Raw genomic sequence first — 15382 nt, forward strand, 5'->3', positions numbered from 1 at the left:
CGAGCGCGGGCGCGTCGTTCGTGCCGTCGCCGGTCATCGCGACCAGCTTGCCGCCGGCCTGCTCCCGCTTGATGAGCGCCATCTTGTCCTCGGGAGTGGCCTCCGCGAGGAAGTCGTCGACGCCCGCCTCCTCGGCGATCGCCTTGGCGGTCAGCGGGTTGTCGCCCGTGATCATGACGGTCTTGATGCCCATGCGGCGCAGTTCGTCGAACCGCTCGCGCATGCCGTCCTTGACGACGTCCTTGAGGTGGATGACGCCCAACACCCGGGCGCCGTCGGTGTCTTCGACCGCCACGAGCAGCGGCGTGCCGCCCGCCCCGGCGATCCGCTCCGTCAACTCCTGTGCCTCGGCGGTGACATCGCCGCCCCGCTCGCGCACCCAGGTGATGACCGAACCGGCCGCGCCCTTGCGGATCTTGCGCCCGTCGACGTCGACGCCGGACATCCGGGTCTGCGCGGTGAACGCGACCCACTCGGCGTGCGCCAACTCGCCCTGGTGGCGCTCGCGCAGCCCGTACTTCTCCTTCGCCAGGACGACGATGGAGCGGCCCTCGGGCGTCTCGTCGGCCAGCGACGACAGCTGGGCGGCGTCGGCGAGTTCGGCCTCCGTGGTGCCGCGCACCGGCACGAACTCCGAGGCCTGCCGGTTGCCGAGCGTGATGGTGCCGGTCTTGTCGAGCAGCAGCGTGGAGACGTCACCGGCGGCCTCGACCGCACGGCCTGACATGGCAAGCACGTTGCGCTGCACCAGCCGGTCCATGCCCGCGATGCCGATCGCGGAGAGCAGGGCGCCGATGGTGGTCGGGATCAGGCAGACCAGCAGGGCGACCAGCACGATCATCGTCAGGTGGGTGCCCGCGTAGTCCGCGAACGGCGGCAGGGTCGCCACCGCGAGCAGGAAGACGATCGTCAGCGAGGCCAGCAGGATGTTCAGCGCGATCTCGTTCGGCGTCTTCTGCCGGGCCGCGCCCTCGACGAGGGCGATCATGCGGTCGATGAAGGTCTCGCCGGGCTTCGTCGTGATCTTGATGACGATCCGGTCGGAGAGGACCTTCGTACCGCCGGTGACGGCCGAGCGGTCGCCGCCGGACTCACGGATGACGGGCGCGGACTCGCCGGTGATGGCCGACTCGTCGACCGAGGCGACCCCTTCGACGACGTCACCGTCGCCGGGGATCACGTCACCGGCCTCGCAGACGACCAGGTCGCCGATCCTCAGCTCGGTGCCGGGCACCTGCTCCTCACGGCCGTCCACCAGCCGCCGCGCGACAGTGTCGGTCTTGGCCTTGCGCAGGGTGTCGGCCTGCGCCTTGCCGCGGCCCTCGGCAACCGCCTCCGCCAGGTTGGCGAAGATCACGGTCAGCCACAGCCAGGCGCTGATCGTCCAGCCGAACCAGTCGCCCGGGTCCTTGAAGGAGAAGACCGTGGTCAGCAGGGACCCGATCCACACCACGAACATGACGGGCGACTTGATCATCACCCGCGGGTCGAGCTTGCGGACCGCGTCCGGCAGCGACCGCAGCAGTTGCTTGGGGTCGAACAGACCCGCGCCGACACGGCTCTCGGCGGACTTGTGCCCGGTGGGTACGTCGCTGTGCGGCGCCCGGGTCGGAGTGGCTGTGGACATCGAGTCCTCTGACTTCTCTATACGGGTGCTCATGACGCCAGCCCCTCGGCCAGCGGTCCCAGCGCCAGGGCCGGGAAGTACGTCAGACCGACGATGATCAGGATCGCGCCCACCAGCAGGCCGGTGAACAGCGGCTTCTCGGTGCGCAGGGTGCCCGCGGTGGCCGGCACCGGCTTCTGCTCGCCGAGCGAGCCGGCCAGCGCGAGGACGAACACCATCGGCAGGAACCGGCCGAGCAGCATCGCGAGCCCGAGCATCGTGTTGTACCAGTCGGTGTTCGCGTTCAGACCGGCGAAGGCCGAGCCGTTGTTGTTGGCCGCCGAGGTGAAGGCGTACAGGACCTCCGAGAAGCCGTGCGCGCCCGAGTTGAGCATCGAGTCCGGCGGGGTGGGCAGGGCCATCGAGATCGCGGTGAAGACCAGCACCAGGGCCGGGGTGATCAGGATGTAGACGGCGGCCAGCTTGATCTCGCGGGAGCCGATCTTCTTGCCCAGGTACTCCGGGGTGCGGCCGACCATCAGACCGGCGATGAACACCGCGATGATCGCCATGATGAGGATGCCGTAGAGGCCGGAGCCGGTACCGCCGGGCGCGATCTCGCCCAGCTGCATGCCCAGGATGGTGATGCCGCCGCCGAAGCCGGTGAAGGACGAGTGGAAGGAGTCCACCGCGCCCGTCGACGTCAGCGTCGTGGACACCGCGAAGATCGACGAGGCGCCGACCCCGAAGCGGGTCTCCTTGCCCTCCAGCGAACCGCCGGCGATCTGCAGCGCGCCCTCGTGGTGGGCGAACTCGGTCCACATCATCAGGGCGACGAAGCCGACCCAGATGGTGGCCATCGTGGCGAGGATCGCGTAGCCCTGCTTCACGGAGCCGACCATGACGCCGAACGTGCGGGTCAGCGCGAACGGGATGACCAGCAGCAGGAAGATCTCGAACAGGTTGGTGAAGGGCGTCGGGTTCTCGAAGGGGTGGGCGGAGTTGGCGTTGAAGTAGCCGCCGCCGTTGGTGCCCAGCTCCTTGATGGCCTCCTGCGAGGCGACCGCGCCGCCGTTCCACTGCTGCTGCCCACCCATGAACTGACCGACTTCGTGAATCCCGGAGAAGTTCTGGATGGCACCGCAGGCGACCAGCACGACCGCGGCGACGACGGCCATCGGCACCAGGATGCGGATCGTGCCGCGCACCAGGTCGGACCAGAAGTTGCCCAACTCACCGGTGCGCGCCCGGGCGAAGCCGCGCACCAGCGCCACCGCGACGGCGATACCGACGGCCGCGGAGACGAAGTTCTGCACGGCGAGCCCGGCGGTCTGCACGACGTGGCCCATGGCCTGCTCGCCGTAGTACGACTGCCAGTTGGTGTTGGACACGAAGGACGCGGCGGTGTTGAACGCCTGCGCGGGCTCGATCGAGGAGAAGCCCAGCGAGCCGGGCAGCACGCCCTGGATGCGCTGGAGCAGGTACAGGAACAGCACACCGACCAGGGAGAAGCCGATGACACCGCGCAGATAGGCGGGCCAGCGCATCTCCGTGTCGGGGTTGGCGCCGATGCCCTTGTAGATCCACTTCTCGACGCGCCAGTGCTTGTCGGAGGTGTAGACCCGGGCCATGTAGTTGCCGAGCGGGATGTAGGCGAGCGCCAGTGCGCCTATGAGGGCGAGCAGCTGGAGCACGCCGGCGAGTACGGGACCCATGGTCGTCTCAGAACCTCTCCGGGAAGATCAGGGCGAGGACGAGATAGCCCAGCAGGGCGACGGCCACGACGAGTCCGACGATGTTCTCGGCGGTCACAGCTTGGTCACCCCCTTGGCGACGAGGGCCACCAGCGCGAAGACCGCGAGCGTGATGACTACGAAGGCCAGATCGGCCATCGCTGACTCCTGGGATGAGGTTCGGAAGATGAGGACGCTTAGAGCAAAACGCCTGCCAGACCGGTTTCGGCCACCGTTGACGCCTCCCTTACGGCGGCGGGCGCTCCCTTGACGGGACTCTTACGACAGTGGCTCAGGGGAGCCGGAACCGCAGCCGGCAGATGACCGCATCGGTGTCTCTGCGCACGGCGTGCGCGACGACCGCGCCCCGCTGGTTCTGCAGCAGCCGCTGCCACAGCCGCTCCGGTTCCGTCTCGGGGATCAGCACGGTGACGCGGGTGGCCGGCTCGGTGGCGGCGACCTCACGGACGTAGGCGGCGATCGGGCGGCCCAGGGTGCGGTGCTCGCAGGTCAGGCGGACCAGGGGCACGCCCGGGTCCCAGTCGGCCCAGGCCCGCTCCAGGGCGTGCAGCTGCGCCCGGTCCTCGGGGTCGGGGTAGCAGACGGTCACTGCGCGGACCTCGTCGCCGAGGGAGGCGGCCGCGGTCAGCGCCTCGGAGGTGAGCCGGGAGAGCGAGGAGACGGGGACGATCACCAGCGACCGCTCGCGGTGCGGAGTCTCGGGAACGCGACCGAGACCGAGCCGTTCGCCCAACCGGGCGTACGCCTTGTGCACGACGACGAAGGCGGCCACCAGCACCGGCAGCGCCACCACGAGCAGCCAGGCGCCCTCCTCGAACTTGCTGAGCGTGACGACGACCGTCGCCACCCCCGTCAGCAGCGCACCGAACCCGTTGAGCGAGGCCCTGCCCCGCCAGCCCTGACCGCGCTCAAGGCGCCAGTGCCGGACCATGCCGACCTGGGCGATGGTGAAGCCGACGAAGACGCCGATGGCGAAGAGCGGGACGAGGGTGTTGGTGTCGCCGCCGGAGAACACGAGCAGGGCGGCCGAGACCAGCGCGAGGGCGAGTACGCCGTGCCGGTGCACCTGGCGGTCGGCCTTGAGGGCGAAGACGTGCGGGAGGTAGTTGTCCCGGGCCAGCAGCTTCAGCAGCACCGGCAGCCCGCCGAAGGACGTGTTCGCGGACAGCGCCAGCAGGATCATCGTGGCGAACTGGACGACGTAGAAAGCCCAGTTGTGCCCGAAGGAGGCGTCCGCGAGCTGGGCGAGGACGGTGACGCCCGCGACCGGCTGGAGGTGGAAGCGGGAGATCAGCACCGACAGGCCGATCAGCATCAGACCGAGTACGGCACCGAGCGCGACCTCGGCCCGCTGGGCGCGCTTGGCGCGGGGGCGGCGGAAGGAGGGTACGGCGTTCGCGATGGCCTCGACGCCGGTGAGGGCGCTGCACCCGGAGGCGAAAGCTTTCAGCAGAAGCAGGGCGCCGACGGTGGTGGCGTTGTCGGCGAGCACAGAGGCGTGCCCGTCGGCGGCGGCGGTACTGACGGGCGCGGACCGGAAGAGCCCGACCCCGATCAGCACGAAGATCGACCCGACGAACACGACCGTCGGCACGATGAACGCCCGCGCCGACTCCACGATGCCGCGCAGATTCACGGCGGTGATCAGCACCAGCACGGCGAGGCACAGCCACAGCCGGTCACCGTACAGACCCGGAAAAGCCGAGGTCAGCGCGGCCACACCGGCGGTCACGGCCACAGCGACATTCAGTACGTAGTCCAGGACCAAGGAGGCGGCGGCCACCAGGCTGGTGCGCGCGCCGAGGTGGGTTTTCGCGACCGCGTAGGAGCCGCCGCCGTCCGGAAAGGCCGCGATGACCTGCCGGTACGAGGCGACCAGGACCGCCAGCAGGCCCGCGATGGCCAGCGTGACCGGCAGCGTGAACCCGAGCCCGTGCGCGCCGGCCGCGGCCAGCACCAGCACGATCGCCTCCGGCCCGTAGGCCACCGACGCCATCGCGTCCAGCGACAGCGCGGCCAGCCCTGTGACGGCGGTCAGCCGGTGCTGCTCGCCGGTGTCGGGCGGCTCTTCGTCGGCGGGGGTCGCGCCGCCCGGCTCAAGGGTCAGGACGGACATGGGTGCGTGCTCCTTCGTCGGGCGTCCGGTTCCGCGCGCGAGGACTGGGGGCGCACGGTGCCCTCAGGTTCTGTCCGCCGCGGGCCGGGGCCGACGGATCCTTGCGCCTTCTTCGCGCGGAACGGGCCTTCTTTGACGGGGCCTTGACGAGCGGGGGTGCCCGTCGGAGTCGGCCGGAATCCCGCCGCAGACGTGCGGAATCCCGCGGGAGCCGGACGGATTCCCGCCGGACAGAATCCCGTCAGAGTCGTATATGAGTCGCGTCAATGGCTGTCGGTCCGGCGCTCCGGGTCCCTACGGTCTCCGCTATGGAACGCGGTGACGACGACCTGAACCGGCCACCCGAGGCCGCGCACGACCTGCGCTGGGCGGGCGACCTGCGGGACGCCGTGCGCTGCGCCGGCGTGCTGCTCGCGCTGCTCCTGCTGGTCGACTGGGGCGCGGGCCGCCTGGAGCCGTGGCGCTGCGCCCTCTGGCTCGGCCTGTCCGCGCTGCTCTTCGCCGTGTTGTGCCCCGCCCGGGTGTCGGCCGGCGACAACTGGCTGTCCTCGCGCGGCCTGCTGCGCGAGCGACGGGTACGGACCGACCTGCTGGTGTCGGTGGGCCTGCTGGACGGGGTCTCCCAACGGCTGGTGCTGCGCGACGCGTTGGGCGAACGGGTGGAGATCGACCCCCAAGTACTGGAGAACAACCCCCAGTTGTGGTTCCACCTGACGGAGGGCACCCACCGGTCGACGGCCGCGGGCACGCTGGAGAACGGCACGCTCGCACTGAGCCGGCTCTCCCGACGCATCGACCGGGAGACGGCTCACGCGGTGTTCAGGAACTCGGGGTTGGAGTGAGCGGGTTACCGGCCGGCGGTCGGACGGGGTCGACGGCCAGCGGTCGGGCGGGGGCGCCGGCCAGCGGTCGGGCACGGTCCCGTTTCCTCGGAGCGCGCGGGGCGGTCCGTTCGTAGACGGCCCCGCCGGGTGCGTACCAGCCCACCTTGATCGGCGTAGAGGTGGTCGCCGCTCACCTCCGGCCAGGAGCAAGCGCAGCCCCCGCCTGCTCCGCCAGCGTCACCGCGACGAGGCGGGTCTGCAACGGCGGTACGGGGCCCGGGCCCGGGGTGAGCATGAAGCGGCCTACGTAGTGGCCGTTGCCGTAGGAGCGCAGTTCGACCTCGTCCGCGGCCCAGCCGTGGGCGCCGGTCACCGTGCCGTCCTCGCGCAGCCGGGGCGGGCGGCCCAGCAGGGTGCCGTACTCGAAGCGGCAGGCGCGCAGCCCGAGGAGGCCGACGAGTTCCGTGCGGACCTCGTCGACGACCGTGTCCGCCGAGCCCGGTGTCCGCGCCAGGGCCGCGATCCGGTGGATGAGCGCCAACTGGGCCGCGTCGGTCACCGTCACCACCTCCAAACGGCGTGCGTGGGCGGCCAGTTGGGCGACGATCACACCGACGGCCAGGAGCAGCACGGCCGTCTCGACATCGCCGGACGCGGTGATGTCGAAGGTCTCGTACGGGCGGGTGAGGAAGAAGTCGAACCAGGCCGCGGCCGACAGCGCCGCGATCACGCCCGCCGTCCGGCTGCCCAGCGCGGCGACTGCGACGACGACCACCACGAGGATCAGCGCCGCGTTCGTCGAGGAGAGGTGGGTGCGGAAGGGGACGAGGGCGAGGGCCACGAGGAAGGGGGCCAACAGGCTCGTGGCGAGGGCGAGTTGGTCTCGGGTCGGGTGGATTCCCCGACCCGTGCGGGGCATTCTCCATGTGCCGGTGTGGGTCTCGGTGCTCATGGTGGCACCTCCTGTGTCCGTCTACGTCCGGGCACCTCGCGGATGCGGGTGCGGATGCGGATGCCGTACCGCCTGTGTGCTCCCCGTCGTCCGTTCCGCGAACGGCAGGGAGACGACCATGGTCAGACCGCCGCCCGGGGTGTCCTCCGGGGTGAGCGTGCCGTTCATCGCCTCCGTCAGGCCCCGGGCCAGGGCGAGGCCGAGGCCCAGGCCGGTGGTGTTGTCGGTGTCGCCGAGGCGCTGGAAGGGTTCGAAGAGCCGGTCCCGGCCCGTCGGCGGGAGGCCGGGGCCGCGGTCGACCACCCGCAGTTCGACCCGCCCCGCCAGGGCACTTGCCGTCACGAGCACCGGCTTCCCCGGCGGGGTGTGCCGGGCCGCGTTGCCGGCCAGGTTGGCGATCACGCGCTCCAGGAGCGGCGGATCGGCGAGCACGGCCGGGATCGCCTCCACGTCCGCGACGACGACCTCGGGCACGTCGGACAGGGCCATCGGCAGCACCTCCTCCAGGGCCGTGGCCCGCAGGTTGAGGGTGAGCGCGCCCGCTTCAAGGCGGCTCAGGTCGAGGAGGTTCTCCACCAGCCGGTTGAGCTTCGCCATCGACTCGTCGGCGGCGGCGAGGAGTTCGTCCCGGTCCTGCGGCGAGAACTCCACGTCCCGGCTGCGCAGCGAGGTCACCGCCGCCCAGCCCGCGGCGAGCGGGGTGCGCAGATCGTGGCTGACGGCACGCAACAGCGCCGTACGCATCCGGTCGGCGGCCCGCACCGGCTCGATCTCGGCGGCGGCCTCGGCCAGTCGGGCCCGCTCCACGGCGGAGCCCACGTGCGCGGCGAACGCGGCCAGGACGCGCCGTTCGGAGGAGGAGAGGGTGCGTCCGCGCAGCGCGAGGTGGGCGCCGGGTCCGGCGGGCACGACGGTGACGCCCTCGCTGTCCGGCCCGTCCGGCGGCTCGTCGACGAGTTCGGTGGAGTCCATGCCGAAGGTCTCGCGGGTGCGTTCCAGCAGGGCCGGGATGGTCGCGCCGCCGCGCACGATGCTGCCGGCCAGGGACGACATGGTCTCGGCCTCGGCGGTGGCGCGGGCGGAGCGGCGGGAGAGTCTGAGCGAGCGGTCGACGACGGCGGCGACCGTGACGGCGACGACCGCGAAGACGCCGAGGGCGATGAGCGCGTTCGGATCGTCCAGCGTGAAGGCCCCGATGGGCGGGATGAACCAGTAGTTGAGCAGCAGGGAGGCCGTGACCGAGGCGATCAGCGCGGAGGCGACCCCTCCTATGCAGGCCACGCCCACCACCGCGAGCAGGAACAGCAGGGCCTCGCTGGTGAGGGTCACGGTGCCGCGCACCTGGGCGAGGCCGACGGTCAGCAGCACCGGCAGGACGAACCCCGCCACCGGTCCCGCGATCATCCGGCGCGGGGAGAGGGTGCGGCGCCGGGACGGCAGCAGGGTGCCGCGGCCCGCCCGTTCGTGGGTGACGCGGTGGACGTCGATGTCGCCGGACAGCTCGGTCACGGTCTCGCCGGTGCCGGGCCCGGTGAGGAACCGCTCCAGCCGGCCCCGCCGACTCGTACCCAGCACCAGCTGGGTGGCGTTCTCGGCCCGCGCGAACTCCACGAGCGTGGTGGCGATGTCGTCGCCGACCACCGAGTGGTAGCTGCCGCCGAGGTCCTCGACCAGGCGCCGCTGGCGGGCGAGGGAGGCGTGCGAGACGCCGGCCGCGAGGCCGTCGCTGCGGGCCACGTGCACGGCGAGCAGATCGCCGCCGGCCGACCGGGCGGCGATGCGCGCGGCCCGTCGTACGAGGGTGTCTCCTTCCGTGCCGCCGGTCAGCGCGACGACGACCCGCTCGCGGGTCTCCCACACCCGCCCGATGCCGTGCCGGGTCCGGTAGTCCTGGAGTGCCTCGTCGACTCGGTCGGCGACCCAGAGCAGGGCGAGTTGGCGCAGGGCGGTGAGGTTGCCGGTGCGGAAGTAGTTGGCGAGGGCGGCGTCGACCTTCTCCGGCGCGTACACGTTGCCGTGCGCCATCCGCCGCCGCAGGCCCTCCGGGGGCATGTCCACCAGCTCGACCTGGTGGGCCCGGCGTACGACGTCGTCGGGCACCGTCTCGTGCTGCGGCACGTCGGTGATCCGCTCGACGACGTCGTTGAGGGACTCCAGGTGCTGGATGTTGAGCGCGGTGACCACGTCGATCCCGGCGGCGAGCAGCACTTCGATGTCCTGCCACCGCTTGGGATTGCGGCCCCCGCCGGGCACGTTGGTGTGCGCGAACTCGTCGACGATGGCCACCTCGGGCCGCCGCGCGAGCACGGCGGCGAGATCCATCTCCTCGAACTCCCCACCCCGGTAGGCACATCGGGCGCGCGGCACGACCTCAAGGCCCGCCAGCATCGCCTCGGTGTGCGGCCGCCCATGACATTCGGCGAACCCCACCACCACGTCCGCGCCCCGCGCGGCCCGCCGCCGGCCCTCGTCGAGCATCCGGTAGGTCTTGCCGACCCCCGGGGCCGCCCCGAGGTAGACCTTCAGCCGTCCGGCCCGTACATCACTCATCGCCGCCGACGCGCTCCGCTCACTGGCTCGACCCCCGGGGGTTCGCTGTCCGCGGGCCCGGTTCCCGCGGGAGGAGGATCACTCCTTCTACGGAAGCCCCTCGGCACCCCGGCCGGGGCCCGCGTTAGCGCTTCCTTGGCGCGGGCCGGGGGGACCTTGACACGGTCTTGACGCCCGCTTCGACGGAGGAACCGGTGGGCGGTCGTCGCTGGTGGGCGGGTGCCGCGTTACCCCGATCGGCGGTACGTCGTTTCCGTCAGGGCGGCGCGGCCGCCGCCGCCCAGGACAGGAGACGGACCAGTGACCCCGGACGGCACCCGCGGCATACGCCTCCTGACCCTCTCCCTGGCCGCCGCGCTCCTCGCCCTGGCGACACTCACGGGACCGGCGAGCGCGCCCCTCTCCGAGAGCGGCGGGACAGGTGAGGACGGCGGAATATACGCGTCCGGCGCGCCGGCGTCCCGCCCCGCCACCACCCCGTTCGGCGCGTATCTCGGATACGGCCCCGCGGGCGTCCGGCGGATCGCCGGCCTGGCGGGCTGGCTCGGACGGGGGGCGCCCGCACCCCGGGTCGGCCGCGAATACCTGCCGGGAGACCGCTGGAAGGGCATCGAGGGATCCGACGGCCAACTCTCACCCTGGGGAACCTGGCGCCGAGCCCGCCCGGACCGCCTCTTCGTCCTCAACGTCCCGATGCTGCCCCGCAACGAGTCCCACCTCCCCGACCGCACGGTCCGCACGGAACTCCGCCGCGGCGCACAGGGCCGCTACGACGCCCACTTCCGGGCCCTGGCCGAACGCCTGGTCCGCCTCGGCCTGTCGGACACGGTCCTCGTCGTCGGCTGGGAGATGAACGGCATCACGTACACCCACCGCTGCGGCCCGGACCCGGCGGCCTGGCGGACGTACTGGCGCCGCATCGTCCGCGCCATGCGCGCGGTCCCCGGCCAGCACTTCCGCTTCGACTTCGCCCCCAACCGCGGCCGAGACGCCATCCCTTGGCCCCGCTGCTACCCCGGCGACCCCTACGTCGACATCATCGGCATGGACACGTACGACTCCCCGCACGGCATGCCCTTCCGCACCCAACTCCGCGAGCCCTACGGCCTGGCAGCCCAACTCCGCTTCGCCCGAACCCACGGCAAGCCGGTGTCGTACCCGGAATGGGGCCTGTACAAGAACGGCGACAACTCGGCCTACATGAAAGGCATGTTGGCGTGGATCGCCCGCGTCCGCCCGGTCTACCAGTCGATCACGGACTATTGCCCGCACGGGGTGTGGCGGTGCGGGGGCAATTCTCGGGCTTCGGGGGTGTATCGGCGGGGGATGGGGTGAGGGCTCTGAGAGCGAGTGGCTGAACGTTCTTGCTGTCCCCGAAAGAGTGAACGCATCCGAATAGGCCGGACAGCGCGGACCTTGATCCACCTATTTTGCGCACATGGTCACATCAGCCCACGAGGGAATGCACCGCATCTTCCAGGAGCGGCCCGAGATCCTGGCACCGGTCTTCAAGGCGCTGGACATCGGCTTACCCGAGAAGGCCGCCGTGTACGCGATCGCCACCGACGCGACGGAGGCCAAGCCACTCGCCCGGCACGTCGACACGGTCCTGCGCGTCGAGCCGTCCGACGGCGACGCCTTCCTGCTCGCCATCGAGGCACAGGAGCGGCGCGACACGAAGAAGGAGTCGAGCTGGCCCTACTACGTGGCGTATCTCCGCACCAAGTACGACCTGCCGGTGCTCCTGCTGGTCGTCTGCCGCGACCGTGCGACGACCAAGTGGGCGGCCGGACCGTTCTCCTGCGAGGCCCGCGGCTGGACCGCCCAGAAGACCTACCCCTTGGTCATCGGTCCCGACAATCTTCCGCCCATCACTGACGCACGAACCGCCGCCGAGAAGCCCGCGATGGCCGCTTTCTCCGCCCTGACACACGCCAAGGGCCCGGACATCGACGCCATACTGGACGCATTGGGCCGCGCCCTCGCCGGGATGGACTCGAACAACGTCGACTACTTCTACCAGTTCCTGGACAGCGCGCTGGGGGAAAGCCCCGCCGGAGACACATGGAGGAACATCATGACCTTCGTCAACTACTTCCCTGGGCGGGGCCACCTCATGGAGAGGACCTTCCTCGAAGGCGAGGCCAAGGGCAAGGCTGAGGGAGAAGCCAGGGGCGTTCTGCGCGTCCTCGAAGTGCGTGGTATCCCGGTCCCCGACGTCGTCCGCGAACGCATCGCCACCTGCACCGACCTCGACCGCGTCACCCGCTGGCTCGACCTCGCCGGAACTGTCGAGCAGGCCGAAGACCTGTTCGCGGATGAGGAAGGTGTAGCTGAGGCGGATGCAGAAGGGGAATAGGCCGGGCCCCCGTTCAGCGCGCCGAACCCGCTTACCGAGCCCGGCGTGACTCCTCCAAGTACTGCAGCACCGCTGCCACCCGGCGGTCCACCTGGTCCGTTGGGGAGAGGTCGAGTTTGGCGAAGATGTTGCGGATGTGTTTGTGGACGGCGCCGTCGGTGACGACGAGGCGTTCGGCGATGGCGGTGTTGCCGAGGCCTTCGGCCATGAGGGTCAGGACATCGCGTTCGCGGGGGCTCAGGCGGTCCAGGCGGGTGTCCTGGTGGGAGCGGGTGAAGAGTTGGGCGACGACCTCGGGGTCGATGGCCGTGCCGCCGGCGGCGACGCGGTGCAGGGCGTCGAGGAACTCCTCGACCCGGCCGACCCGTTCCTTGAGGAGGTAGCCGAGGCCGTTCACCCCGCCGCTCAACAGCTCGGTGGCGAAGCTCTGTTCGACGTATGCCGACAGGACCAGCACGGCGAGTTCCGGGTGTCTGCGTCTGGCCTCCACCGCCGCGCGGATCCCCTCGTCGGTGTGCGTGGGCGGCATCCGTACGTCGAGGATCGCCACGTCCGGCCTGTGGGTGTCGATGGCGACCAGGGCCTCCTCGGCGTTGCCCGCCTTCGCCACCACGTCGAGCCCCTCCGCCCCCAGCAGCAGGGCCACGCCCTCCCGCAGCAACGGGTCGTCCTCGGCCATCACCACACGCATGTCGGTGTCCAGTTCTCAGTCGTGAAGCCTGTTGCCCTCAGCCACAAGGGAGTTCGGCCTCCAGTCGCGTCGGCCCGCCCCGCGGGCTCGTGACGCGGAGCGTACCGTCGAGGGCCGCGATACGGCGGCTGATGCCGGTCAGGCCGGAGCCGCCCGCCTCGTCGGCGCCCCCTCGGCCGTCGTCCTCGACCAGGAGGTGCAGGCGGCCGCCGCGTGCGCGGACCGTGACCTTCGCCCGGGTCGCGCCACTGTGCTTGGCGATGTTCGTCAGCGCCTCCGCCACCACGAAGTACGCCGTCGCCTCCACGGAGGCCGCACACCGCTGCGGTACGTCCACGTCCGTCCGGCACGGCACCGCGCACTCCGCCGCGAGCCCCGAGAGCGCGCCCGCCAGGCCCCGGTCGTCCAGGACCGGCGGGAGGATGCTGCGGGAGACGCTGCGCAGTTCGGCGAGGGCGTGTTCGGCCGCGGACTGCGCGCGTTCGAGGAGTTCGTCGGCGGCGTCCGGGTTGCGAGCCACCTGGCGACGGGCCGCCCCGAGCAACACCGTGACGGTGACGAGCCTGTTCTGGGTGCCGTCGTGCAACGAGCGCTCGATACGCCGGAGTTCGATCGCGTGAGCGTCCAGCGCTGCGGCGCGTGTCGCCGTCAACTCCGCGACCCGCAGCGAGAGATCGACGTCCGGGCCGGCCGCGAGCAGGCGACGGCCCGGCTCCGCCTGCAGTCGCGCCATCGCCGGGCTCAGGCCCAGCACGATCGCGACCCAGCCCACGCCCAGCGGCAGCACCACGAGCGCGTCCAACCAGGAGTGCGCGGTCCCGATCCCGATCGACGTACTCGTCCCGCCCTCCGGCAACAGCTTCCACCACAGAGGGAACGTGCTGTCGCGTACCGCGGACAGGGAGAGGTAGACGCCTAGGAAGCCCAGGAGCAGGCCCAGGCTCGCGTGCCGGGCCGCCCAGCGCAGTTCGCGGCGGGTGGTGGCGTCGGCGAGGGCGAGCCGCAGGCGGGTCGGCGGTGGTTCGGGGGCGATCACCTCGGGGCCGGCCCGGTCCAGGCGGGCGCGTTCGCGACCGGCCAGCGCGTGCAGCGCGCGCAACGCCAGGGGCGCCAGGAGCAGGCCCACACCGACGACCGCGGTCACCGCCGTCACCGCCAGCAGAGCCAGCACACCCAGCGCCAGCACCGCCGTGACGAACCCACCGGCCAACTGCGCGATCGCGGCCCCGGCCGCCTTCACCGTGCGTACGACGGTCTCTCGGACGGTCGCCCCCGGAGGCGGCGGCGGTGTCGAAGCGGGCGTCGACGTCGATATCGCGGGCGCGTCTGTCATCGGCTCGGCTCTCCTCTCGTCGCGGACGACCTTATGAGGGAAAGGAGTTCGCCGTCGCCCTTCCGGGCGGGAAGTACAGCCTGCTGTACCTCGAACCCGGCGGCCCACGGGATCGGCCGCGAGGGGTCCCGATCCATAGCGTTTGGGCACGTCAGCAACCCCGACCGCCCACAGGAGATTCCGATGGCTCACACGGACCCCTACCGCTTCACCTCCACCCCCACCCCTGTCCCCGGCTCCGCCGACACCTCCGACGGCATCACCCGCGCCGACGTGGCCCGCACCCTCCTCTGGGCCCTCGTCGTGATCAGCGCGGTCACCAACATGGCGCTCTCCTACGGAGGTTCGGGCACCGTGCCGCACCTCGCGGCCGGCATCGTCACCGTCCTGTCCGCCGGCACCCTGGTCGTGCGCAGCCTGCGGGGTCGACGCAAGTGAGCACTCGATACGCGGCAGGCCCGACCGCCTCCCCCACCACCCCCGCCATCGCCCTCGACCACGTCGCCAAGACCTACGCCGGCGACGTCCACGCCCTCGCCGACGTCTCGCTCACCGTCCCGCGCGGCACCTTCCTCGCCGTGATGGGGCCCTCCGGCTCCGGCAAGAGCACCCTGATGCACTGCGCCGCGGGACTGGACTCGCCGACCTCGGGCAGCATCCGCATCGACGGCCACGAGATCGCGGGACTGAACGAGACCCGCCGTACCGAACTGCGCCGCGAGCGCGTCGGTTTCGTCTTCCAGGCCTACAACCTGATCCCCTCCCTCAGCATCGCCGACAACATCACGCTCCCGCTGCGCCTCGCGGGCCGCCGCCCCGACGACCAGTGGCTGCACACCCTGGTGAACCGGGTCGGACTCGCCGACCGGCTCACCCACCGCCCCGCCGAACTCTCCGGCGGCCAGCAGCAACGCGCCGCCGTCGTACGGGCGTTGGCCGCCAAGCCCGCCGTCGTGTTCGCCGACGAACCGACCGGCGCGCTCGATCTGCGCAGCGCCCACCAGGTCCTGGACCTGCTGCGCGACCTCGTCGACGAGCTCGGCCAGACGGTGGTCATGGTCACCCACGACCCGGCCGCCGCGGCCCGCGCGCACCGCGCCCTGGTGATGGCCGACGGCCGTGTCGTCGAGTCCCTGGACAACCCCACCGCCCCCGAACTGGCCGACCGGCTCGTCGCCCTGGGCGAGAAGTAGAGAG

13 protein-coding genes are annotated in these 15382 nt (G+C 71.5%); 5 read left to right on the top strand and 8 right to left on the bottom strand.

The annotated features are described in order from the left end of the window. From kdpB to ACWDR3_RS03250, 4 genes are all read right to left on the bottom strand, one after another. A partial coding sequence (kdpB, locus tag ACWDR3_RS03235; protein WP_450350369.1) for a potassium-transporting ATPase subunit KdpB occupies positions 1 to 1660 on the bottom strand: 1660 nt, incomplete at its 3' end. Beyond that, entirely contained in the window at positions 1657 to 3321 is a 1665-nt protein-coding gene (gene kdpA, locus ACWDR3_RS03240; protein ID WP_450350371.1) for a potassium-transporting ATPase subunit KdpA, read from the bottom strand. The genes kdpB and kdpA, both read right to left, overlap by 4 nt. A gap of 7 nt (positions 3322 to 3328) precedes the next feature. Then, complete coding sequence (gene kdpF / locus ACWDR3_RS03245; protein WP_016434100.1) at positions 3329 to 3418, bottom strand: K(+)-transporting ATPase subunit F; 90 nt, start codon at positions 3416 to 3418, stop codon at positions 3329 to 3331. 213 nt (positions 3419 to 3631) lie between these two features. Further along, the gene (locus ACWDR3_RS03250; protein WP_450350373.1) at positions 3632 to 5476 is read right to left on the bottom strand and encodes an APC family permease; all 1845 of its coding nucleotides are present in this window, start codon (positions 5474 to 5476) and stop codon (positions 3632 to 3634) included. A 308-nt stretch (positions 5477 to 5784) separates the two neighbouring features. Here ACWDR3_RS03250 and ACWDR3_RS03255 point away from each other — a divergent pair, with 308 nt between their 5' ends. Beyond that, entirely contained in the window at positions 5785 to 6318 is a 534-nt protein-coding gene (locus tag ACWDR3_RS03255) for a hypothetical protein (RefSeq protein WP_450350375.1), read from the top strand. 172 nt (positions 6319 to 6490) lie between these two features. Here the strand turns inward: ACWDR3_RS03255 and ACWDR3_RS03260 are convergent, their stop codons facing one another. Next, complete coding sequence (locus ACWDR3_RS03260) at positions 6491 to 7252, bottom strand: DUF4118 domain-containing protein (protein ID WP_450350377.1); 762 nt, start codon at positions 7250 to 7252, stop codon at positions 6491 to 6493. A gap of 21 nt (positions 7253 to 7273) precedes the next feature. Further along, entirely contained in the window at positions 7274 to 9802 is a 2529-nt protein-coding gene (locus ACWDR3_RS03265) for an ATP-binding protein (protein ID WP_450350379.1), read from the bottom strand. Positions 9803 to 10102: 300 nt separating this feature from the next. Here ACWDR3_RS03265 and ACWDR3_RS03270 point away from each other — a divergent pair, with 300 nt between their 5' ends. Together ACWDR3_RS03270 and ACWDR3_RS03275 are read left to right on the top strand one after the other, a co-directional pair. After that, complete coding sequence (locus ACWDR3_RS03270; RefSeq protein WP_450350381.1) at positions 10103 to 11137, top strand: glycoside hydrolase family 26 protein; 1035 nt, start codon at positions 10103 to 10105, stop codon at positions 11135 to 11137. A gap of 103 nt (positions 11138 to 11240) precedes the next feature. After that, positions 11241 to 12161, top strand: coding sequence for a hypothetical protein (locus ACWDR3_RS03275; protein ID WP_450350383.1), 921 nt, complete (start codon positions 11241 to 11243; stop codon positions 12159 to 12161). Positions 12162 to 12192: 31 nt separating this feature from the next. On the opposite strand, the gene ACWDR3_RS03280 is transcribed toward ACWDR3_RS03275, so the two are convergent. Together ACWDR3_RS03280 and ACWDR3_RS03285 are read right to left on the bottom strand one after the other, a co-directional pair. Next, positions 12193 to 12852, bottom strand: a complete 660-nt coding sequence (locus ACWDR3_RS03280) for a response regulator transcription factor (protein WP_450350385.1) — start codon at positions 12850 to 12852, stop codon at positions 12193 to 12195. Positions 12853 to 12889: 37 nt separating this feature from the next. Further along, positions 12890 to 14185 carry a sensor histidine kinase gene (locus ACWDR3_RS03285; RefSeq protein WP_450350387.1) on the bottom strand — a complete coding sequence of 432 codons (1296 nt, stop codon included), beginning with the start codon at positions 14183 to 14185 and terminating at the stop codon, positions 12890 to 12892. 183 nt (positions 14186 to 14368) lie between these two features. On the opposite strand from ACWDR3_RS03285, the gene ACWDR3_RS03290 reads away from it, so the two are divergent. After that, on the top strand, positions 14369 to 14623 hold the full coding sequence (locus tag ACWDR3_RS03290; RefSeq protein ID WP_450350389.1) for a hypothetical protein: 255 nt from the start codon (positions 14369 to 14371) through the stop codon (positions 14621 to 14623). Next, the gene (locus tag ACWDR3_RS03295) at positions 14620 to 15378 is read left to right on the top strand and encodes an ABC transporter ATP-binding protein (protein ID WP_450350391.1); all 759 of its coding nucleotides are present in this window, start codon (positions 14620 to 14622) and stop codon (positions 15376 to 15378) included. The genes ACWDR3_RS03290 and ACWDR3_RS03295 overlap by 4 nt, the downstream gene beginning before the upstream one ends. Positions 15379 to 15382: the final 4 nt, after the last annotated feature.

This window comes from Streptomyces sp. NPDC001002 (genome assembly GCF_053599215.1).

Bases quoted from the DNA above. Each gene is read 5' to 3' on its own strand.
- ACWDR3_RS03275 (WP_450350383.1), top strand. From the start codon at position 11,241: ATGGTCACATCAGCCCACGAGGGAATGCACCGCATCTTCCAGGAGCGG.
- ACWDR3_RS03290 (WP_450350389.1), top strand. From the start codon at position 14,369: ATGGCTCACACGGACCCCTACCGCTTCACCTCCACCCCCACCCCTGTC.
- ACWDR3_RS03285 (WP_450350387.1), bottom strand. From the start codon at position 14,185: ATGACAGACGCGCCCGCGATATCGACGTCGACGCCCGCTTCGACACCG.
- kdpA (WP_450350371.1), bottom strand. From the start codon at position 3,321: ATGGGTCCCGTACTCGCCGGCGTGCTCCAGCTGCTCGCCCTCATAGGC.
- ACWDR3_RS03260 (WP_450350377.1), bottom strand. From the start codon at position 7,252: ATGAGCACCGAGACCCACACCGGCACATGGAGAATGCCCCGCACGGGT.
- ACWDR3_RS03255 (WP_450350375.1), top strand. From the start codon at position 5,785: ATGGAACGCGGTGACGACGACCTGAACCGGCCACCCGAGGCCGCGCAC.
- ACWDR3_RS03250 (WP_450350373.1), bottom strand. From the start codon at position 5,476: ATGTCCGTCCTGACCCTTGAGCCGGGCGGCGCGACCCCCGCCGACGAA.
- ACWDR3_RS03265 (WP_450350379.1), bottom strand. From the start codon at position 9,802: ATGAGTGATGTACGGGCCGGACGGCTGAAGGTCTACCTCGGGGCGGCC.
- ACWDR3_RS03280 (WP_450350385.1), bottom strand. From the start codon at position 12,852: ATGCGTGTGGTGATGGCCGAGGACGACCCGTTGCTGCGGGAGGGCGTG.